Raw genomic sequence first — 20,082 nt, 5'->3', positions numbered from 1 at the left:
AGGAATCCTTGTCGTCAGGTTGAAGGCCTCGAAATGCACCGCACCTGTGGTATCGCAGAGCGGGTAGTCTGCAGGCTCTGTAGCCTCTGGGGTTCGGTTGACGATTAGCTGGAACGGGATAATTTGGAAACAGGTAGAAGTAGTAGAAGTTACCCTAATGTAAATTGTCTGTGTCCAAGGATTGATATTATCATAACTCGCCGGAACCGGAATAGAGGTTCCTCCAATATTCGCATCATCCGGTGTTTCATGGAATGTCACGGTATAAGTTGTATTTCCACCTGTAATTGTATTGATAACCTGTGTTAAGTCAAATGTTTCAAAACCATCATTGTTGGGATCACATCTTTGCAATGGCTGAGGAATAGTCACAGTAAAATTGGCATTAATGCTAACCACTACGGCTTCAATATCGAAACAAGTCCCAACAGTACTTTTAATATAATAAGTTCCTCCCACCGCAACCGCATTTGGATTTGCCAAAGGTATTGTAGCTGCAGCATCTGTCCAGTAACTCAGTAATCCACCACCTGTACTTCCTACAGTGACAGCCGATGACGTAATGTTAACAGTATCCGGCGAACAAACTGCCGGTGGATTTGTGATTACAAGATTCGGGTTATTAATGGTAACAACTACTGATTCGATATCAGAACAAGAACCCAATGTGCTCTTAATATAATAAGTTCCGCTTGTGGCGATAGCATTCGGATTGGTTAAGGCAACAGTTGCTATTGCATTGCTCCAATAACTCAATGTTCCTCCTCCTGTACTTCCTGCGGTAACTGCAGGAGCTGTGATGTCAACGGTAATTGGCGCACAAACCGCAGCCGGATTTGTTATTGTTAGTGATGGTGTTGGATTAATAGTGACTGTTACCGGATCAATATCGGAACAGCTTCCTAAAGTACTCTTGATATAATAAGTACCTCCTATGGCAACAGCAGATGGATTAGCCAATGCAGTTGTAGCAGTAGCATTTGTCCAATAGCTTAACGTTCCTCCACCTGTGCTTCCAGCGGTAACTGCAGCTGCAGTAATATCAACTACATTTGGTGCACAGACAGCAGCCGGATTGGTAATGCTTAAAACCGGAGTCGTATTTATTACAACACTTACAGGTTCGATATCAGAACATGAACCTAATGTACTTTTAATATAATAAGTCCCACCTACAGCAACTGCTGCTGGATTTGCCAAGCCAGTCGTAGCTGCCGCATTTGTCCAATATGTTAATGTTCCTCCACCAGTACTTCCCGCGGTAACTGCCGGTAAAGTAATGTTGACTGTATTTGGCGAACAAACTGCTGCCGGATTTGTAATAGTTAATGATGGTGTCGGATTAATGGTGACTGTCACCGGTTCAATATCCGAACAAGATCCAACTGTACTCTTTATGTAATAGGTTCCGCCTACACCAACAGCAGCTGGATTCGCTAATGCTGTAGTTGCAGTGGCATTTGTCCAATAGCTTAATGTTCCTGCTCCTGTACTTCCAGCAGTAACAGCCGGTAAAGTAATATCAACGGTACCTGGTGAACAAACCGCAGCCGGATTTGTTATTGTCAATGATGGTGTTGGGCTTATGGTTACCGTTACTGGTTCGATGTCAAAACAAACTCCCAAAGTGCTCTTGATATAATAAGTTCCTGCTGTAGCAATTGCAGAAGGGTTTGCCAATGTTGTGGTAGCTGCTGCATTGTTCCAATACGTCAAAGTTCCTCCTCCTGTACTTCCAGCGGTAACCGCAGGTAAAGTGATATTAACTGTGTTTGGCGAACAAACAGCAGCCGGATTTGTAATAGTTAATGATGGTGTTGGGTTGATGGTAATTGTGACTGGTTCAATATCTGTACAGGTTCCAACAGTGCTCTTAATGTAATAAGTTCCTGCTGTAGCAACTGCTGTTGGGTTTGCCAAAGCAGTAGTTGCAGTAGCATTTGTCCAATAACTTAATGTACCTCCACCGGTACTTCCCGCAGTGACTGCAGGTAAAGTAATGTTGATTGTATTTGGGGCACAGACTGCAGCCGGATTTGTAATGGTCAACGATGGTGTTGTTGTTATAGTCACCGCTACCGGTTTAATATCTGTACAGGTTCCTAAAGTACTTTTAATATAATAGGTTCCACTAACAGCAACTGCTGTTGGGTTTGCCAAAGTAGTGGTTGCTGCTGCATTGGTCCAGTAAGTTAAAGTACCGCCACCTGTGCTTCCGGCTGTTACAGCCGGCAAGGTAATATCAACAGTTCCAGGCGAACAAGCTGCAGCTGGATTTGTTATTGTTAATGCCGGTGTGGTAAATATGGTAACCGAAACAGGTTCGATGTCTGTACAGTTTCCTGCAGTACTTTTAATATAATAAGTGCCACTCACCGCAACCGCTGATGGATTGGCTAATGCCGTTGTTGCAGCAGGGTCGGTCCAATAGGTCAATGTTCCTCCACCCGTACTTCCAGCGGTAACTGCAGCTGCAGTAATGTTAACCGTATTTGGCGAGCAAACCCCAGTAGGATTTGTAATAGTTAATGATGGTGGTGTATTTATAGTAACCACTACAGGATCAATATCATCACAGGCTCCTAAAGCACTTTTGATGTAATACGTTCCGCCTACAGCTATTGTTGCCGGATTAGCCAATGGCACAGTAGCCGCTAAATCTGTCCAGTAAGTCAAGGTACCACCGCCGGTGCTTCCAGCCGTAACGGCAGCAGCTGTGATATCTACAGTATTTGGTGCACAAACAGCAGCAGGATTATGAATCGACAAGACTGGTGTTGTAACACAACTTGCATAACAAGTCCTGGTTAAACTTGGCGTACACACACCGTTCCATGTAATGGTAAAAGTAACCTGCTGTCCTGGAGCGGTAACAGGAACATCAAAATGGGAAGGTGAAACATGTGTTCCGGTAACCGGTGGTCCACCTTCGATGCTGTAACTATAAGTGAAGTTGGTCTGCCCAACATTATTGAAATCAAAAGCTACTGAAGTAGTAGTTGTATTGGCGCCATCACAAAATAAGAAAGGTGCCGCTGTTGGAGTATTGTTTACTATGCTAACTGCAATATCAGCTCTTGGGCTTTCACAGGTACCAATGGTCTGGCTTACATAATAATGTACAACAGAACCTACTGCTCCTGTTGTTAATGGTGTTGGAGCTGTGGCTGAAGCCGTACCACCAGGTGCCGGCACTGTATACCAATTTAGCGTAGCTCCGGTAAGAGGAGTCGCTGTAAGAGGAGTCGCAGTTGCATTTTGGCAATAGGTTACCGGAGCAACAGTTGGTGCTGCCAATGGCGCAATAGCATTTATAGTTATGGTAATTGGCACCGAAACACAGCCCGAAATTACATCCCTTATTGTTGCGTTGTTGTAAGTAGTGTTAGGAGGTAATCCCGAAAACGTTGGACTTGATTGATAGGTTGTTGAATTCAGGCTATACTCATAAATAGTCATCACATAATTACCGATATCCGTATAATCCTGTGGGTCTAATGCTGTCCAGTCTGCCGGATTCCATACTGTACTTGGATGTATCACGTTGGCCAGTCTTCTATATGTGTAGCCATCCTGGTTACTAGGAGTAAAATCTACTCCGTCGGTCCTTCCCCATAAATCAATCAATACATCTGCACTGGTTGTTAAACGTACATTGTCATTCGTATTAAAACCCGGGCATAGATTTACAACCATATCGGGTATGACTCCGCCCTGATTGGTTACATTACCAACCGAAACAACAAAAACATCATTGTTGGCCAGTATCCCCAATAATGGAATATCACAATTAAGTGAAGGTCCAGGGTTACCATTATTATAAATTTTAAGCTTATAATTTGTTAGATTTTTTGGCGCTCCCGTTCCGTTATATATTTCAATGTAGGACAACGCTCCCGTACTTTCGTCTGTTACTTCAGAGATAAATAAATCCGTAGGTACCAGAGGAGCAGGATTGGTATTTAACGGGCTTGTAAAAACAGCTGTTCCCGTTGGAGTGGGACATGTTGGCTGAGTCACCGTAGCAACAGGTGTCTGGCAAATTGACGCAATATCCACAAGAGATAAGTTATCGATTGCAAAATCATTTCCTGCCGGAGTTCCAAAAGTCTGGCTGTCTGTTAAATAAATCTGCGCATTTGTTGTGGTTGCCGTCCATCGGTAAACCACTTTGGTCCATGCCGATGGGTTTCCAATAGGGCATATTGACGGTCCTGACATTAATTGCGGAATCGTCGTTGTCCCATTGGTATTGACATCAATAATTGCCGAATTGCTTACGTTGTTCTGACTCGATATGGAACGAATATAATAGGTAAATTCATAAGTCCTTCCGCTTATCACTCCGATGGTATTTCCATTCAATAACTCCCATACTTTTGTACTGGCGCTTCCTGAACCGTCAACCACCATCATTCTTCCAGATCCTGTAGGATAATCTCCTGCGTGGCCAAAGTTGGCAGTGTTCATCGTAAACGCGTCGGTAATAATGTTGTAATTCCCAGCATTGCTGTTTCCAGGAGCTATAGGAAGCGTATAGTTTGTAGTAAAACCAACACCTACACCACCGCTTTCAAAACCACCGTTAACCAAAAGGTTTTGCGAGTATGATTGTAAAGAAATTAAGGCTATCACAACAAACAATAGCTTATGTATAAAAGTAAATATCTTCATTTTTTTAATAACTGTATTATTAGGGCTTATTAAATTTATTAATTTTTTGTTAAAAAACAAAAGTCAAATATATGATTTTAATGGAAGTACAATATTATTTTAAGGTAAAATGCATAAAAAAACCTCATAACAATGAGGTTTCGTTCTAGCGCTTGTCAGCCTTCCTCCTATCCTTTTCCGTTTTTAAAAGGTTTAATTCTCTGCTGGTCTGACCAGCAACTGAGGTGTTTTCTTCGGCTCTTCGAATCAAATAAGGCATAACGTCCCTAACAGGACCAAAAGGTAAATATTTGGCAACATTGTAGCCATGTTCTGCCAAATTATAGCTGATATTATCACTCATCCCATACAATTGCCCGAACCAAATCCTGTCGTCATTTTTGGCTATGCCTTTCTCTTTCATTAGTTCGATGACTTTGTAAGAACTCAATTCATTGTGTGTTCCTGCAAAAATTGCCATAGTGTCAAGGTTATCCATCATATAAGACATGGTAACATCATAATTGATATCGGTTGCTTCCTTGCTTTCACAGATTGGAGTTGGATATCCCTTTTCTTCGGCACGCTTGTTTTCTTTTTCCATATAGGCTCCGCGAACAAGCTTCATCCCAACAAAGAAACCTTCGGCTTTTGCCTGTTCGTGCAGTTTCTTCAGGTAATCCAAACGATCCCAACGGTATAACTGCAGCGTATTGAAAACAATGGACTTTTCCTTGTTGTATCTGCGCATCATTTCGGTAACCAAATCATCGGCTGCGTCCTGCATCCAGCTTTCTTCACCATCAATTAAAAGCGCTACATCTTTTTCGTAAGCTGTTTTGCAAATCAAATCAAAGCGGGAAACCACACGGTTCCACTCTTTTTGTTCTTCTAAAGTCAATGGTTGCTTTTCCCCTATTTTTTCATAAAGGTAAAAACGCCCCAAACCTGTTGGCTTGAATACCGCAAAAGGAATGGCTTTTCGCTCTTTGGCAAATTCAACCGTTTTCAGGGTCATTTCCAAAGCAGCATCAAACTGCTCTTCCTCCTCTTTTCCTTCCACCGAATAATCCAACACAGACGAAACGCCTTTGGTATACATTTTATCCACTACAGAAAGGCAGTCCATCTCGGTTGTTCCGCCACAAAAATGATCAAAAACGGTAGCCCTGATTAATCCTTCCACAGGTAAATGTGCTTTCAGCGCAAAGTTGGTTACCGCAGTTCCTATTCGAACTAATGGCTCGCTGTCAATCATTTTGAATAAAAAATAAGCACGGTCAAGTTCCGTATCCGATTTCAGTGCAAACGCGACTTTAGTATTGTCGAAAATCTTTTCCATCCTTTTTGTAATAATGCGACAAATATAAATAGTCTTTGGTGATTATTTATTAATTTTTACAGTATTTTTGAGCCAGAATTTTAGCAAAAATGCAATCTATACAAGCCAACGGTTATCCAATTTTTTTCGGTGATGAAGGATATGGTTTTCTCAATACTTTTATTGAGGAAAATAAGTATTCCAACATCTTTATTTTGGTCGACACACACTCTAACGAATATTGTTTATCAGGCTTCCTGCCTTTATTGGCAACCGACAAAACCATTGAAATCATTGAAATCGAGCCCGGTGAAAGCGAAAAGAACATCACAACCTGTGTGGAAATTTGGAGCATATTAACCGATTTGGGCGCCGACAGGAAAACCCTGATGATTAACCTTGGAGGTGGTGTGATTACCGATATTGGAGGATTCATAGCTTCAACCTTTAAACGCGGAATCGATTTCATCCATATTCCAACGACGCTTTTGGCGATGGTCGATGCATCAGTTGGAGGTAAAAATGGTGTGGATCTGGGCAACCTTAAAAATCAGATTGGTGTCATCAATGTTCCAAAAATGGTGCTGATTGATACCGACTATTTACAAACATTGCCGCAAAATGAAATCCGTTCCGGATTTGCAGAAATGATAAAGCACGGCTTAATTTTGGACGCGAAGTATTGGACAGAATTCAGGGATTTAACAAATGTTGATTTTGCTGATTTTGATAGTTTGATTTATCGCTCGATAGAAATTAAAAACGAAATCGTAATGCAGGATCCAACCGAAAACGGCATTCGTAAAGCATTGAATTTTGGCCACACTTTAGGACATGCGATTGAAAGTTATTTCCTTGAAAACGAAGAAAAACAAAACCTGTTACACGGCGAAGCCATTGCTGTCGGAATGATTTTGGAAAGCTATATCTCCTGGAAGAAAGGGTTGATTTCAGCGGTCGAATACCTTGAAATAAAAACGATGATCAAAAGGGTTTTCGGAACTGTGGTTTTTGAGGAAAACGACCTAAATCCAATTCTGGATTTACTGATTCACGACAAAAAAAATGAGTACGGAAAAATCCAATTTGCTTTGCTGGACGGAATTGGAAATATCAAAATCAACCAAGAAGTTGAAAATGAATTAATTATAAAATCTTTCGCAGATTATAAAAGTTAACATTTTTTTCACGCTATTACTTGCATTTCGAAAATATTATTTTTTAAATTTGCCCAGATGAAAAAAAGTGCCAACACTTATATTTACAGCAATTATAGCCAGGAAATCAGCAATGATTTCTTAGCGGTTTCCGACAATACTTTTAGGGGAAAAAGCGACTTTATTGCTATGTGTTCGCAAATCAGGTATTTATTCCAGGAAAAACTGCCGATTATCTACGCAAATATTAGAGTTTGAATTATAGCTTTTACTTTGTTTTTACAACTTAAATAAACGCTATAATCTATACACTTCAATGAACACTAAATATTTCGATTTAATTAACCAGACTTTCTACTTCCCACAGGAGGAATTTACATTAAACAAAGACCATCTTCAGTTTCACAATATCGATTTGATGAAACTGGTTGAGCAATATGGTACGCCATTAAAGTTCACCTATCTTCCGGCTATTTCCAATAACATCAACAAAGCCAAAGGCTGGTTTAGGAAGTCGATGGAGAAAAATAAGTACGATGCCAAATATTACTATTGCTATTGTACCAAAAGCTCGCACTTTAGTTTCATTATGAATGAAGTGTTTAAGAACAATGTCCATATTGAAACGTCTTCTGCTTATGACATTAATATTGTGGAGAACCTGATCGCGCAGGGAAAAATCAACAAAAGCACTTATATCATCTGTAACGGATTTAAAAGAGAACAATATATTGAGAACATTGCGCGATTGATTAATGGCGGTTTCAGCAAAACTGTGCCTATCATTGACAATTACGAGGAATTGGATTTGCTTCAGGAATCGATTACCAATAAATTCAAAATCGGAATCCGTATTGCTGCTGAGGAAGAGCCAAAGTTTGAGTTTTATACTTCGCGCCTTGGAATTGGATACAAAGACATCGTACCTTTTTATAGAAAACAGATTCAGGAAAATAAACAGGTGGAGTTGAAAATGCTTCACTTCTTCATCAACACCGGAATCCGTGATACGGCGTATTACTGGAACGAGTTGTTGAAATGTATGAAAGTATACATCAACCTGAAAAAGGAGTGTCCAACTTTGGATAGTTTGAATATCGGTGGTGGTTTCCCAATCAAAAATTCTTTGGCATTTGAATACGATTACCAATACATGATTGACGAAATCGTGAATCAGATCAAAATTGCCTGTGATGAAGCCGAGATTGATGTTCCGCATATTTTCACTGAATTTGGTTCGTTTACCGTAGGGGAATCTGGTGGTGCGATCTATCAGGTTTTATACCAAAAGAAACAGAATGACAGAGAGAACTGGAACATGATTGACAGTTCATTCATTACTACACTACCCGATACGTGGGCAATCAATAAGCGTTTTGTAATGCTTGCGGTGAATCGTTGGAATGATACCTATGAAAGGGTTTTATTAGGTGGACTAACCTGCGACAGCGACGATTATTACAATTCCGAACAACACATGAATGCGGTATACCTGCCAAAATACAATAAGGAAAAACCATTATATATTGGTTTCTTCAACACAGGTGCCTATCAGGAAACCATTGGAGGTTTTGGAGGTTTGCACCACTGTTTAATCCCACAGCCAAAGCACATTTTGATTGACCGCGATGAAAATGGCATCTTAGCAACCGAAGTTTTCTCTGAACAGCAAAGTTCAGATGATGTCTTGAAAATATTGGGCTACGAGAAAAAACAGTAAAGTATTACAGTTATATGCAACTGTAATTTTTAACCAAATTAAATTATAAAAACTGTTTGTAGTTTTAGAAAAAAAGTTTTTCTTTGAACCCAGCAACTACAAACAACACCGATGCTAACCAAATTATGGAAGGCAGCGGAAAAAACAACTACTAAAATGAGTAAAGGACCTATAAGTCAATTTATAGAAAAACATTACCTTCATTTCAACGCAGCTGCGCTTGTTGATGCAGCCAAAGGATATGAAGAGCATTTGCTTGACAATGGTAAAATGCTGATTTCCCTTGCCGGTGCTATGAGTACTGCTGAATTAGGAAAATCATTGGCGGAAATGATCCGTCAGGATAAGGTACACATCATCTCTTGTACCGGGGCCAACCTTGAAGAAGATATCATGAACCTGGTGGCTCACAATTCCTATAAAAGAGTTCCAAATTACCGGGATTTATCGCCACAGGAAGAATGGGATTTATTGGAAAATCACTACAACAGGGTTACCGATACCTGCATTCCGGAAGAGGAAGCTTTCAGAAGATTACAATCACATTTATATGATATTTGGAATAATGCCAACTCAAAAGGAGAGCGTTATTTCCCGCACGAATTTATGTATCAAATGATCAATTCCGGTGTATTGCAACAATACTACGAAATCGATCCAAAGGATTCATGGATGGTTGCTGCAGCTGAGAAAAACCTACCTATTGTTGTTCCTGGTTGGGAAGACAGTACGATGGGTAACATCTTTGCTTCGTATTGCATCAAAGGTGAATTCCAGCCTACAACCATGAAAAGCGGAATTGAATACATGATGTGGCTTTCCGATTGGTATACTAAAAACTGCTCTGGAAAAGGTATTGGATTCTTCCAGATTGGTGGTGGAATTGCAGGTGATTTCCCTATCTGCGTGGTTCCAATGTTATACCAGGACATGGAAATGCACGATGTTCCTTTTTGGAGTTATTTTTGCCAGATTTCAGATTCAACTACAAGTTATGGTTCCTATTCGGGAGCAGTTCCTAATGAGAAAATCACTTGGGGAAAACTTGACATACATACGCCCAAATTTATTGTCGAATCGGATGCAACGATTGTTGTACCTTTAATATTTGCTTACTTACTAGATTTATAAAAAGTTTTTTTATGAGAAGAATAATCGTAGACTATGCTAAACTAACCGGAGACATCCTGAACCTATTGGTAGATAAGTTTCCTGAAGGTTATGACGACTCTGACATCATTCGTTTTAGAAATGCCCAAAACGAGTTGATTGAAGCCGTTGAAGTAAAAACAGAAGACACCATTTACTTAGTAAAGGTAAGTACCAAACTTGCTAGTCGTATGGAAAAATTCGACGAGGAAGAAGATATCGATTCAGTAGTGGAACCAATCGATCCAATTAAGGATTTGGATGATGACGATGACATGCCATCTGACCCTGATGCAGAAGAAGAGGAAGAAGATTTACTAAAAGACAAAGGTGGTTCTGATGATGATGGTGACGATGACGAGGACGACGATGATTTCGAATCTTCGGACAACTTTGTGGAAGACGAAGACGATGATGAATAATTGATTACCTATAAAATAGAAAATCCCAAATTCAAATTGAGTTTGGGATTTTTTATTTGACGTCAGTTCGAGCTTCTCGATACATTTTTGGCTTTGCCAAAAACACTCGAAGTGACGTAGTTATAAATACCTTTCCTGAAAAACGCGCTGATGGTGGTTTTGATGCCCAATGATGACAAAACCCAAAGCCCGCACCGACATCGGATTATTCGAAGCAATTCCTTTTCGCATCAATTCTTCATTGGAGAAGGATTTGAAAAGTGATAAGGTTGCCTGTCTTACGACTGCAAGTTCGGTCAGCAATTCCTGGATGCTCCTTTTATTGGCATTGGCTTCATCAACATAATTATTTTCCTCAAAGCTAGCCAACGGTGTTTGATCATTGCGTGCAAAACGCAAAGCGCGATAGGCAAAAATACGTTCGGCATCTATGATATGCTGGATGATATCCTTTATGGTCCATTTGCCTTCAGCATAACGGTAATCAAATTTGTCTAATGGAATGTTCTGCACGAATTTTATCAATCGGTGCACCGAAATTTCGAGTTCTTCCACAAGATTGTATTCATTGGATACCTGATTGATATAGGTACCATAGTACGATGCAAATTCATCGGGTTTTAAATCGGTTGGTTTCATGAGAAGTGTTTATTATCATACAAAGATGGAAGTTTTTATTAAATAATCTAAATTTGTAAGGATGAAAGAACACCTCAAAAAAGAAATCCCGTATGAGCGCATGCTGTTTTTCAGCGATGCGATCGTTGCAATTGCAATTACGTTATTGGCATTGGATTTAAAACTCAATTTACCCGAAAGCCATCACCTTACTTTTGAAGATTTGTTACTGCCTTGGAAAAACTACCTCGCATTCATTCTTTCCTTCATCAATATTGCAGCCTTTTGGCGTACGCATCACAATATGTATACTTACATCCATAAAATGAATGACCGCACGATGACCTATAATGTTTTATGGTTGTTTTTTATTGTGACGCTGCCATTTGCCACGAGTGTTTTGAGTACCCATTTTGGGGATTCACCGGCAATATTTTTATACAGCCTGAACATTTTTTCATTGGCCTGCTGCCAGAATTTTATTTGGGACAGTGCCAACCTGAAGGAAGATTTTATCAATACCGAAAAGATTACCGAGGAAGAGCGCAAGCGTTTCCGGGACATGTTCAATCTTGATATGCTCAACGGATTATTGTGCATGATACTGAGTTTCTTCATGCCTAAATTGGCCTTCTTCTTTTTGTTCTTCAAGATTCCGGTGTTCTTTTTTATCACCATTTACATTGCCAGGCAACGAAGTAAAGACATTAAGGCACAAAGGGAAAACAAAGAAAAATAGCAGCTTCGTTTTTTTTGTCATATCCATTAAGGCAAATGCTTAATGATAAAAATAACTTAATGTAAGTGCGTTACAATCAAAAAATTACTTAGCTTTGAGTAGTCTATTTCCTAAATTGTAAGCCATGAAAAAAATTATCTATTCCGCGTTATTTATTTTTGGACTTTTAAATGGATATGCCCAATGCTGGGAAAAAATATCAGCCAGGAATGGGCAGTCAGTTTCCATTAAGGAAGATGGTTCACTTTGGACCTGGGGTTATAATCCTGAAGGACAGCTTGCAGATGGAACAACGACAAACAGGAATTCACCAACTTTAGTCGCCGGTAACTTTGACTGGAAGGAAATTACGACGGGTTACAACCATATGTTGGGCATAAAGCTCGACGGTTCTTTATGGGCCTGGGGATCTAATTCTTCGGGGCAGCTTGGCAACGATGGCTTTACCGGCGTCCATACACCGATACAGATTGGAACTGCAACCAACTGGGCAAAAGTTGCGGGCGGAGCCTATCATTCACTGGCCATAAAAACCGACGGAACCTTATGGGCCTGGGGCAGCAATTACGCTGGAGAGTTGGGTGACGGGACTTTGGTAATCAAAAACCATCCGATACAAATTGGAACCAGCACGAATTGGGTCTCTATATCTGCAGGGCAACAAACCTCTTTTGGAATTAAGGCTGATGGCACACTTTGGGCCTGGGGCAGCGCAGATTACGGGCAGTTGGGAACATTGGGCAATACCACTTTTCCAACCCAAGTGGGAACTGATACCAATTGGACATTGGTCAATGCAGGTTATCATCATACCGTAGGTATTAGAACTGATGGGACATTGTGGACCTGGGGATGGAATTTACACGGACAGTTAGGGAACAATACCAATGACGATTCTTATGAACCGATTCAGATTGGAACAGGACAATGGCTTAACGCCAATGCGGGCGGTTATCATACAGCGGCAATCAAATCGGATGGAACGTTATGGACCTGGGGTTCTAACAGTTTGGGGCAGCTCGGAATTGGAAGTGCCACAATAACATCAAAATTAATCCCAACGCAGGTTGGTGCTGGGAGAAACTGGGTTGACATTCAACTTTCGTATGCCCATACCCTAGCATTAAATTCAAATAAAAACCTTTTTGCCTTCGGATATAATGACGATGGCAGGCTGGGCTTGGGAGATAACCAAATTAGGCGGTCACCCGCTGAAGTAATTTGTACCCAACTTGGCTCAAATGATTTTACCAACAATGAGGGATTGGTATTATATCCAAATCCAACAAAACACTACTTAAATGTTAAAGCAAGTCCGAATGTTGTGTTTGTCAAAGGACAGATTTTTGATGTTACGGGTAAAGCCGTAAGCGTTTCGGTAAACGGGTTTGAAGGCATTGATATTCAAACTTTACAAAACGGAATCTATTTTTTACAAATTACGACCATTGCTGAAACCCATCAGTTAAAGTTTGTAAAGATTTAAGCCGAATTCCGTGCTGCATTGGTGTTTCCAAACAAGGAACGCGTTACCAGTTTTTCGTAAACACCCATGAGCTTTTCGTCAACTTTGTTGGTGCGTCTCATTTCATTGATTTGCGAAGAAGCATATTGCTGGATTGCCAATAAAGGCATCACGATTTGTTCCCGCATTGCAATGGATGCTTTTCCATCGGGATAATTTTCCATCAACTCTTTGTGGCCGGCAATTTTGAGCAGCAATCTTTTGGTTTCGAGGAATTCATCATAAATAATCTGCCAAAAGGCACCAAACTCAGCGTCATCTTTCATATAGGCAGTTAACGGAAAGAAGCATTTTGCCAGCGACATCATGCTGTTTTCCAATAAAGTCCTAAAAAATAACGAATCGTCATAAAGCCTTTGCAGCTGATCCCACTGGTTGGTATCTTCATAATGTTTGAGTGCTGTTCCTACTCCGAAGAATCCGGGAACGTTTTGTTTGAGCTGGCTCCACGCACTTACAAAGGGAATGGCACGCAAATCGGAAAAATTTAATTTATCATCGGTGTTCCTTTTGGAAGGACGGCTTCCAATATTGGCTTTGGCAAAATAGGTCAGTGTACTAATCTTTTCAAGATACGGGATGAACTTTGGATGCGCCTTAAAGTCGAGGTATTTTTGATAGCCAATGTCCGCCAGTTCGTCAATAATTTTTTTGTCCGAATCCGTTAGGTTATTTTCATCCTTATTAAAAACCTGGTTAGCCACACCGGCACTCAGCAGATTCTCCAAATTATAACGGCAGGAATCCAAAGTCCCAAAATTGGAACTAATCGTTTGTCCTTGCACCGTAACCTGAATTTCCTGATTCTCGATGGTGGAACCCAACGAAGCATAAAACTTGTGCGTCTTTCCTCCTCCTCTTGCCGGTGGCCCGCCACGGCCGTCAAAGAAAATAACTTTGATACCATATTTTCTTGAAACTTCTGTAATGGTTTCCTTGGCTTTGAAGATGCTCCAGTTTGCCATTAAATAGCCGCCATCCTTAGTTCCATCAGAAAAGCCAAGCATCACAGTTTGCTTATCATTTCGTTGTTTCAGATGGTTTCGATACACTTCGTTTTGGTATAATTGTTCCATAATAACATCGGCTTTTTGCAAATCGTCAACCGATTCAAATAACGGAACAATGTCAACCGTTGGATTTTCCCAATTTAATAAACGGAACATGGCAAAAGTTTCAATTACGTTCAATGCGCTTTCATTATTGCTTATGATGTAACGGTTACAGCCTTTTTCGCCACTTTTATCCTGAATTTCACGCATCAGTTTTATGGTATCCAAAGTGGAAGCGGTCAATTCGTTTTCAAAAGTGTGCTTAGTCAGGTCGAACTGAAGTTTGGCAATGATTTCCATTTTTTGACTTTCCGATAAAGAGTCAAAATCTGAAGGTAAATTGACAGCCTGTTCCTTTTTCAGATAAGCAATAATATCATCAAAAACCCGATTGTGTATGTGGCTGTTCTGACGAATGTCCAATGATGCAAAATGAAACCCAAACTGATTGATTTTCTGCAATAGCAGATTGACCTCATCCAGGTATAACGAATGATGCTCGTTGGTTATGATTTGCTTTACCTTGTTGAGTTCGATTGCTAATTCATCAAGCGTAATGAAAATATCGCCCTGCGAATAAAAGACTGAACGATACAATCGATTTTCGAGGCTTATGATAATCGAATCGACACCATTAAACGTGAGTTTGCGCCGCAGCGCCTTAACATCAAAATAATAACATTTTAAGATGGAGTTTCGTAGCCTGTCGGCAACTTTTCGGGTTATTTCGGGAGTTACAAAAGGATTCCCGTCGCGGTCTCCACCAGGCCAAAAGCCCAAATTAACTATTGGGTTTTCGATGATACTGCCTCCAAAAATATTCTTCTGAAGGTATTGCATCATTTCGCCAATGGTTTGATAAAATACATTTTCGAGGTACCAAACCAGGCTTACTGCTTCGTCGTAAGGAGTTGGTTTTTCTTTTTTGAAGAATGGTGTTTTGCCTAATTGTGCCAACAATTGTTTGATTTTGAGCAAATCATTCTGCCGGACTGCTTCGGTCAAATCGGTGATGATTCCCAGAACAGAGCCGGGATAAAACTGCGTCGGATGTGCCGTCAACACAGTCCTGACCTTAAAGGTTTCCAGAAAGCTAATCAATTCATCATGCTTGTCTTTGGCTTCTGATTTCTCCTTAATGTCTCGCAAAGACCCTCTTCCTTCGAGGTTGTTGACAATCGGAAAAGCGGCATCTTCTATAGCATCAAAAAGCACAATCTGCCTTTCCACGTATTGAATAAACCGGAACATCAAATCAATTTTCTGTTCTTCAGTGGCGTGGTCGAGGTATTTTTCGGCAAAGAAATCGACTATTTTTTTTGGGGACCAATTCTTTTTAAAACCATTCTCACACACTTCAGAAAACAAAGGCAGTAAAACTCCGGTATTGTCAATGGCGTCAAACGGCAGCGTAATGAACACACTGTTGTAGATGTGGTATTTTGACAACACATTCTGATTGAAGCGCTCGATTTTTGGCAAGGTATACATGGCGGAAGAATTGAATTCTAAATGTACAAAAAAACCTCAAGCTTGCACTTGAGGTCTGTTTTTTATTTTAGCTGATGACTAGTCCAATTCCTGGAAAATAGTGTGCATCAAACGTTTTTTGTCGTTGATGCTTTCTTCAAGCGAAATCATCGTTTCGGTTCTGTAAACACCTTCGATATCGTCAATCATGAAGATAACGTCTTTGGCATGTTTGGTATCCTTTGCACGGATTTTACAGAAGATGTTGAACTTTCCGGTAGTTACGTGTGCAACAGTTACATACGGAATGTCGTTGATTCTTTCCAATACAAATTTGGTTTGTGAAGTGTTGTTCAAAAACACACCCACATAAGCGATGAAAGAATATCCAAGTTTTTCATAATCCAATGACAATGAAGAACCCATGATAATTCCCTGGTCTTCCATTTTCTTCACCCTTACGTGAACCGTTCCTGCAGAAATAAGCAATTTTTTTGCAATGTCTGTAAATGGGATTCTGGTGTTGTCAATCAACATGTCCAAGATTTGGTGGTCTACTTCGTCTAGTTTAAACTTGCTCATATAATTCATTTTGTATTAATCTCATTTAAATTTCGAAGTTCAAAGACACTAACTATGCAATGTTTCCGTTGACAATCTTAATGTTCCCTAAATTAAAATCAGCTTTTGCGTCGATTTCCGGAAAATTATTTTTGTCATCGTGATAACTTCCGCCTTGAGCGTCAATCTCAACATGACCAAAATAATGCTCTAAATTATCCACTTGGGCAATTTCTGCTTCAAAAGTGATTTTGCTATTTTTTAGAACTTCTTTGAACTGAGATGCAAAGTTGCTGTTTTTTTCGATACCGTCATAATTTATTTTAACATTTTTATAAACAAAATCATAAAAAACCACTTTATTTTGCGGAATTTTCACGTAATCATCAATTTTATTGTGAACTATATCGTTTTCGTAAAAATATTGTAAACCAGCAACTAATGCGATGAAAATATACTTCCTGGTAATTTCCCTATCATAATCTCCCTGATAATGCCCGGCTTCAAATAAAATTGTCGGGACATTCAGATATTGGAACGTATCACCCACGCAATTCAGATTAAATGAATCGTCAAAACGCCCAACCTGGTTGGGGATAAACTGCTGCAAAATTTCATTCATAGCGACAATGACGTTCATGGCTTTGGTACGAACTTCATTAATATCACGGTCAAAGTTGTAGGCCGGTGCCAAAAACGAAACCGTAGCCGGGTTGTTGGTCTGCCCAACGCCATAAATTGTTCTTTGGTCGTGAAGGTTGTAGCAATAATTAGGTTGGAATACTTCGAATGTTTTTCGCAATGCAACACTTTCAGGTTGGGAAAGATTTTGCGCATCGCGGTTCAAATCGATTTCGTTGGCGTTTTCACGAGTGTACAATTTGGCTCCATCTGGATTGAGCATCGGCAGCAGGCAAAAGGTAAATTCGCCCAACAGCTTTTTACCCAAATCAGAACCCGAATGCAGGAGATTAATAAAATCAAATAAGGCTTTGGTTGTAGTGCTTTCGTTGCCGTGCATTTGCGACCACATCAGGATTCGGATTTTACCGGTTCCTAATTCCAGCTTGTAAATTGGTTTTCCCAATACGGACTGACCGATAACTTCCGGTTTAAGTTTTTCCAGTAAAGGTTCAATATCATCCAGCGTGATGTAACGCCCGGAAATTGATGGTTCTTTATAGTCCTGATGTAGTTGTAGATAATCCATAATGTATTTTTAAGCTTCAAAACTTCTTTCCGGAATTTTTCCAATCGCGTTTTTGAAATGTGGCAAAATGAATTGTTTCATATCTTCCTCATAATTGCCGGTCACATAAACTGGACTGCCTGTCCTGACTTCCTTTTTGCCATAATCCAACGCAACCGGAATTATTGGAACGTTGGCTTTTAGGGCAATATAATAAAATCCGGTGCGGAGTTCGGTTACTTTTTTTCGGGTACCTTCGGGTGACATGGCCAGCCTGAAAATTTCGTGCTGATTGAAAACCTCAACAGTAGCATCTACATTGTTCTTTCCACCACTTCTGTCCAAGGGCGCACCGCCAACACTTCTGAAATAATACCCAAACGGAAAGGCAAACAATTCCTTTTTACCCACAAAATTAATCTTGATATTCCAAATTCCCCTAACGAGCAATCCGATGATAAAATCCAAATTTGAAGTATGCGGCACCACGATAATGACACATTTTTTGATGTTGGGATCGACTGAACCAATAAATTTCCATCCGAGTAACCGAAAGAATATAAATTTGTAAAGTCGTTGTCGCATGGGAGATATTTTGCGTAAATTTAGTATTTCTGTCTTACTTTTGATAAAAATATTTATTTGATGGTCCGAAAACTGTTCAGCTATTTCATTCCGATTAACGTTTACAGGAAAAACTCTTCAGTGAGCAAATCGCTTGAGGTCACCTGGAATAACGGCGAATTGGTTTTGGACAGTAAAAGTACCAATTACTCCTATGGAAGCCTGCAGCGTATCCTTCGGAAAGGCTTGAAATATATAGGTTTTGAACGCGTACGCAATTTTGAAAGCATCTTGGTACTTGGCGTTGCCGGCGGAAGCGTGATTAAAACATTGGTTGACGAAGTAAAATTCAAAGGGCAGATTACCGGCGTTGAAATCGACGAAGCCGTGATAGGCATTGCCAATGAATATTTTGAATTGGATAAAATCCCGAATCTTGAAATCGTGATTGACGATGCTTTTGAATTTGTATTGAAAACCAAAAAAACCTACGACTTAATCATCATTGATATTTTCCAGGATACGACGATGCCAAATTTCCTGTTTCAGGATTTTTTCATCAACCGGATTAATTCGCTGTTGAACCTGAATGGTTTTATCCTTTTCAATACGATGGTGATTAACACCCAACAGGAAGAGCGCAACCAGGTTTACAAATCAAAATTCAACGGGAATTATTCGTTAAGGATGTATCCGAAAGTGGAAATCCACAACGAATTGTTTACAATAAAGAAACTACAGTAGTTTTCGTGCCTGTTCCAAATCTTCGGGTGTATCAATTCCGATGCTTCCCTGATTGGCTTCAACCATTCTGATTCTTTTTCCAAATTCAAGGTAACGAAGCTGCTCCAGTTTTTCGGAAGCTTCGAGCGATTTCATTGGCAAACGGTAAAAATCCAACAATGCCTGTTTGCGGAAAGCATAAATCCCAATGTGTTTCATATAACGCACACCAGCATTCACATCGCGTGGATACGGAATTACAGAACGTGAAAAATAGAGCGCGAAACCGTTTTGGTCGGTGACGACTTTTACATTATTTGGGTTTTCAATTTCAGCCACATCGGTTATCTGAAACATCAGCGAAGCCAAATCGACTTTACTATCATAGTCATTCCGAAAAACATCCAATACTTTTGCCAGAGGTTCCTTGTTGATAAAAGGTTCGTCTCCCTGAACATTCACTACGATGTCAACATCAAGGTTTTCAACAGCTTCGGCAATACGGTCGCTTCCACTTTCGTGTTCCTTGACACTCATGATGGCCCTGCCGCCATTATTGATGATTTCGTTATAAATCAGGATTGAATCTGTCACCACAAAAACATCGTCAAACAGATTAGTATTCACAGCAGATTCATAAGTACGCTGGATAACTGTTTTTCCACACAAATCCTGCATAAGCTTTGCAGGAAAACGGGTTGAGGCATAACGGGCTGGAATGACGGCGATGATTTTCATTTTTGGTATTGTTGCTAAGTGTGCTAAGTTACTGAGATTATTTCAATGTCAAAATTAAAAGTCCCGCCAGCATCAAACTACCTCCGACTGCTGTTTTCCAGGTAATTTGCTCGTTTAGGATAACGAATGACAATACAATTGTGATTAAAATACTGGCTTTATCAATAAGATTGACCTGCGAAACATTTCCAATTTTAATGGCCTTGTAATAGAAAATCCACGATAAGGAAGTCGTAACTCCCGATATTCCGAGGTAGATAATATCCATCTTGGTCAGGTTTTTAAAATCCTTTACCGACTGAAAAACGAATACATTGAGCCACACAATCAGGAATACAAATATGGTCCTGACCGCCACGCCTGTATCGGAACTTACATTTTTTAATCCGATTTTAGCAATCACCGAAGTTACTCCGGCAAAAAACATCGAAATCAGCGAATAGAGAATCCAGTTTTTCATTTTTAAGGTAACTAAGTTGAT

At 40.0% G+C, this 20,082-nt stretch carries 17 protein-coding genes; 8 read left to right on the top strand and 9 right to left on the bottom strand.

Translation table 11 applies throughout. The features are described from left to right. Together L1S31_RS14570 and L1S31_RS14565 are read right to left on the bottom strand one after the other, a co-directional pair. Positions 1–4,674 (bottom strand): beta strand repeat-containing protein (locus L1S31_RS14570; protein ID WP_236465521.1); only part of this gene is annotated, 4,674 nt, incomplete at its 3' end. Positions 4,675–4,819: 145 nt separating this feature from the next. Beyond that, positions 4,820–5,995 (bottom strand): proline dehydrogenase family protein, encoded by a 1,176-nt coding sequence (locus tag L1S31_RS14565; protein ID WP_236465520.1) that lies wholly within the window; start codon positions 5,993–5,995, stop codon positions 4,820–4,822. A gap of 89 nt (positions 5,996–6,084) precedes the next feature. Here L1S31_RS14565 and aroB point away from each other — a divergent pair, with 89 nt between their 5' ends. From aroB to L1S31_RS14540, 5 genes are all read left to right on the top strand, one after another. Further along, a complete protein-coding gene (gene aroB, locus L1S31_RS14560; protein ID WP_236465519.1) occupies positions 6,085–7,152 on the top strand; it encodes a 3-dehydroquinate synthase in 1,068 nt (355 codons plus the stop codon). Between the two features lie 57 nt (positions 7,153–7,209). Beyond that, on the top strand, positions 7,210–7,389 hold the full coding sequence (locus L1S31_RS14555) for a hypothetical protein (RefSeq protein WP_236465517.1): 180 nt from the start codon (positions 7,210–7,212) through the stop codon (positions 7,387–7,389). 58 nt (positions 7,390–7,447) lie between these two features. Further along, a complete protein-coding gene (locus L1S31_RS14550; RefSeq protein WP_236465516.1) occupies positions 7,448–8,851 on the top strand; it encodes a type III PLP-dependent enzyme domain-containing protein in 1,404 nt (467 codons plus the stop codon). Positions 8,852–9,007: 156 nt separating this feature from the next. After that, entirely contained in the window at positions 9,008–9,982 is a 975-nt protein-coding gene (locus tag L1S31_RS14545) for a deoxyhypusine synthase family protein (RefSeq protein WP_236465522.1), read from the top strand. 11 nt (positions 9,983–9,993) lie between these two features. Then, a complete protein-coding gene (locus tag L1S31_RS14540; RefSeq protein ID WP_236465515.1) occupies positions 9,994–10,422 on the top strand; it encodes a DNA primase in 429 nt (142 codons plus the stop codon). Positions 10,423–10,542: 120 nt separating this feature from the next. Here the strand turns inward: L1S31_RS14540 and L1S31_RS14535 are convergent, their stop codons facing one another. Next, complete coding sequence (locus L1S31_RS14535) at positions 10,543–11,061, bottom strand: DinB family protein (protein ID WP_236465514.1); 519 nt, start codon at positions 11,059–11,061, stop codon at positions 10,543–10,545. A gap of 61 nt (positions 11,062–11,122) precedes the next feature. Between L1S31_RS14535 and L1S31_RS14530 the strand changes: the two genes are divergently transcribed. Both L1S31_RS14530 and L1S31_RS14525 read left to right on the top strand, forming a co-directional pair. Then, complete coding sequence (locus tag L1S31_RS14530) at positions 11,123–11,779, top strand: TMEM175 family protein (RefSeq protein ID WP_236465513.1); 657 nt, start codon at positions 11,123–11,125, stop codon at positions 11,777–11,779. Positions 11,780–11,903: 124 nt separating this feature from the next. Further along, positions 11,904–13,265 carry an RCC1 domain-containing protein gene (locus L1S31_RS14525; RefSeq protein WP_236465512.1) on the top strand — a complete coding sequence of 454 codons (1,362 nt, stop codon included), beginning with the start codon at positions 11,904–11,906 and terminating at the stop codon, positions 13,263–13,265. Here the strand turns inward: L1S31_RS14525 and L1S31_RS14520 are convergent. From L1S31_RS14520 to L1S31_RS14505, 4 genes are all read right to left on the bottom strand, one after another. Further along, a complete protein-coding gene (locus L1S31_RS14520; RefSeq protein ID WP_236465511.1) occupies positions 13,262–15,847 on the bottom strand; it encodes a phosphoenolpyruvate carboxylase in 2,586 nt (861 codons plus the stop codon). The genes L1S31_RS14525 and L1S31_RS14520 overlap by 4 nt on opposite strands. Positions 15,848–15,925: 78 nt before the next feature. Further along, positions 15,926–16,408 carry an Lrp/AsnC family transcriptional regulator gene (locus L1S31_RS14515; protein WP_236465510.1) on the bottom strand — a complete coding sequence of 161 codons (483 nt, stop codon included), beginning with the start codon at positions 16,406–16,408 and terminating at the stop codon, positions 15,926–15,928. Between the two features lie 52 nt (positions 16,409–16,460). Continuing rightward, a complete protein-coding gene (locus L1S31_RS14510) occupies positions 16,461–17,597 on the bottom strand; it encodes a M14 family metallopeptidase (protein ID WP_236465509.1) in 1,137 nt (378 codons plus the stop codon). 9 nt (positions 17,598–17,606) lie between these two features. Then, a complete protein-coding gene (locus L1S31_RS14505) occupies positions 17,607–18,161 on the bottom strand; it encodes a 1-acyl-sn-glycerol-3-phosphate acyltransferase (protein WP_236465507.1) in 555 nt (184 codons plus the stop codon). 60 nt (positions 18,162–18,221) lie between these two features. On the opposite strand from L1S31_RS14505, the gene L1S31_RS14500 reads away from it, so the two are divergent. Next, positions 18,222–18,884: a spermidine synthase gene (locus tag L1S31_RS14500; RefSeq protein ID WP_236465506.1), complete on the top strand. Its 663-nt coding sequence runs from the start codon at positions 18,222–18,224 to the stop codon at positions 18,882–18,884. Here L1S31_RS14500 and kdsB read toward each other — a convergent pair. Both kdsB and L1S31_RS14490 read right to left on the bottom strand, forming a co-directional pair. Further along, entirely contained in the window at positions 18,876–19,601 is a 726-nt protein-coding gene (gene kdsB, locus L1S31_RS14495; RefSeq protein WP_236465505.1) for a 3-deoxy-manno-octulosonate cytidylyltransferase, read from the bottom strand. The two genes, L1S31_RS14500 and kdsB, sit on opposite strands and share 9 nt — an antisense overlap. A 37-nt stretch (positions 19,602–19,638) precedes the next feature. Next, the gene (locus tag L1S31_RS14490) at positions 19,639–20,061 is read right to left on the bottom strand and encodes an EamA family transporter (RefSeq protein WP_236465504.1); all 423 of its coding nucleotides are present in this window, start codon (positions 20,059–20,061) and stop codon (positions 19,639–19,641) included. Between the last annotated feature and the right edge of the window lie 21 nt (positions 20,062–20,082).

Origin of the sequence: Flavobacterium wongokense (assembly GCF_021608265.1) — a bacterium.
GTDB classification, from domain to species: Bacteria; Bacteroidota; Bacteroidia; order Flavobacteriales; family Flavobacteriaceae; genus Flavobacterium; species Flavobacterium wongokense.
The sequence above is the reverse complement of the archived record's forward strand: the minus strand, read 5'-3'. Positions and strand labels throughout refer to the sequence as shown.

Bases quoted from the DNA above. Each gene is read 5' to 3' on its own strand.
- L1S31_RS14565 (WP_236465520.1), bottom strand. From the start codon at position 5,995: ATGGAAAAGATTTTCGACAATACTAAAGTCGCGTTTGCACTGAAATCG.
- aroB (WP_236465519.1), top strand. From the start codon at position 6,085: ATGCAATCTATACAAGCCAACGGTTATCCAATTTTTTTCGGTGATGAA.
- L1S31_RS14555 (WP_236465517.1), top strand. From the start codon at position 7,210: ATGAAAAAAAGTGCCAACACTTATATTTACAGCAATTATAGCCAGGAA.
- L1S31_RS14550 (WP_236465516.1), top strand. From the start codon at position 7,448: ATGAACACTAAATATTTCGATTTAATTAACCAGACTTTCTACTTCCCA.
- L1S31_RS14545 (WP_236465522.1), top strand. From the start codon at position 9,008: ATGAGTAAAGGACCTATAAGTCAATTTATAGAAAAACATTACCTTCAT.
- L1S31_RS14540 (WP_236465515.1), top strand. From the start codon at position 9,994: ATGAGAAGAATAATCGTAGACTATGCTAAACTAACCGGAGACATCCTG.
- L1S31_RS14535 (WP_236465514.1), bottom strand. From the start codon at position 11,061: ATGAAACCAACCGATTTAAAACCCGATGAATTTGCATCGTACTATGGT.
- L1S31_RS14530 (WP_236465513.1), top strand. From the start codon at position 11,123: ATGAAAGAACACCTCAAAAAAGAAATCCCGTATGAGCGCATGCTGTTT.
- L1S31_RS14525 (WP_236465512.1), top strand. From the start codon at position 11,904: ATGAAAAAAATTATCTATTCCGCGTTATTTATTTTTGGACTTTTAAAT.
- L1S31_RS14520 (WP_236465511.1), bottom strand. From the start codon at position 15,847: ATGTATACCTTGCCAAAAATCGAGCGCTTCAATCAGAATGTGTTGTCA.
- L1S31_RS14515 (WP_236465510.1), bottom strand. From the start codon at position 16,408: ATGAGCAAGTTTAAACTAGACGAAGTAGACCACCAAATCTTGGACATG.
- L1S31_RS14510 (WP_236465509.1), bottom strand. From the start codon at position 17,597: ATGGATTATCTACAACTACATCAGGACTATAAAGAACCATCAATTTCC.
- L1S31_RS14505 (WP_236465507.1), bottom strand. From the start codon at position 18,161: ATGCGACAACGACTTTACAAATTTATATTCTTTCGGTTACTCGGATGG.
- L1S31_RS14500 (WP_236465506.1), top strand. From the start codon at position 18,222: ATGGTCCGAAAACTGTTCAGCTATTTCATTCCGATTAACGTTTACAGG.
- kdsB (WP_236465505.1), bottom strand. From the start codon at position 19,601: ATGAAAATCATCGCCGTCATTCCAGCCCGTTATGCCTCAACCCGTTTT.
- L1S31_RS14490 (WP_236465504.1), bottom strand. From the start codon at position 20,061: ATGAAAAACTGGATTCTCTATTCGCTGATTTCGATGTTTTTTGCCGGA.